The sequence below is a fragment of the Grimontia marina genome, from assembly GCF_900060185.1.
Classification (GTDB): domain Bacteria; phylum Pseudomonadota; class Gammaproteobacteria; order Enterobacterales; family Vibrionaceae; genus Enterovibrio; species Enterovibrio marinus.
The window spans coordinates 1-1,210 of record NZ_FIZY01000165.1; the positions used below are offsets into that span (position 1 = coordinate 1).

General features: G+C 58.8%; 1 protein-coding gene. It reads left to right on the forward strand.

All coding sequences use genetic code 11. The features are described 5' to 3' along the window. Nucleotides 1-1,210 (forward strand): VCBS domain-containing protein (locus tag GMA8713_RS25720; RefSeq protein ID WP_198159595.1); only part of this gene is annotated, 1,210 nt, incomplete at both ends.

Consider the following 1,210-nt stretch of genomic DNA (forward strand, 5'->3'; position numbering starts at 1 on the left):
CAGGATACCTCAACAACCGGGACTATCACGGTCACTGACCCTGACAGTGGCGACACCGCCACCATCGACAATGTCACCATGGAAGGCAACTACGGCACCTTCGAATTAGTGGACGGCGAGTGGACGTACACCGTCGATCCGGACAAAGCCCAGTCCCTGCCAGAAGGACAGGAAGCCAACGACACCTTTACCCTCACCGCCTCTGACGGCTCAACCCATGAGATTGTGGTGACCGTGACCGGCACCAATGATGCGGCTGTCGTCACCGGGGACACCACCGGACAGGTCACTGACCAGGATACCTCAACAACCGGGACTATCACGGTCACTGACCCTGACAGTGGCGACACCGCCACCATCGACAATGTCACCATGGAAGGCAACTACGGCACCTTCGAATTAGTGGACGGCGAGTGGACGTACACCGTCGATCCGGACAAAGCCCAGTCCCTGCCAGAAGGACAGGAAGCCAACGACACCTTTACCCTCACCGCCTCTGACGGCTCAACCCATGAGATTGTGGTGACGGTCACCGGCACCAATGATGCGGCGGTGGTCACCGGCGATACCACCGGACAGGTCACTGACCAGGATACCTCAACAACCGGGACTATCACGGTCACTGACCCTGACAGTGGCGACACCGCCACCATCGACAATGTCACCATGGAAGGCAACTACGGCACCTTTACGCTGGTGGATGGGAACTGGACCTACACGGTAGACCCAGACAAAGCGCAAGCCCTGCCGGAAGGTGAAGAGGCCAACGACACCTTTACCCTCACCGCTTCTGACGGTTCAACCCATGAGATTGTGGTGACCGTGACCGGCACCAATGATGCCGCTGTCGTCACCGGGGACACCACCGGACAGGTCACTGACCAGGATACCTCAACAACCGGGACTATCACGGTCACTGACCCTGACAGTGGCGACACCGCCACCATCGACAATGTCACCATGGAAGGCAACTACGGCACCTTCGAATTAGTGGACGGCGAGTGGACGTACACCGTCGATCCGGACAAAGCCCAGTCCCTGCCAGAAGGACAGGAAGCCAACGACACCTTTACCCTCACCGCCTCTGACGGCTCAACCCATGAGATTGTGGTGACCGTGACCGGCACCAATGATGCGGCTGTCGTCACCGGGGACACCACCGGACAGGTCACTGACCAGGATACCTCAACAACCGGGACTATCACGGTCA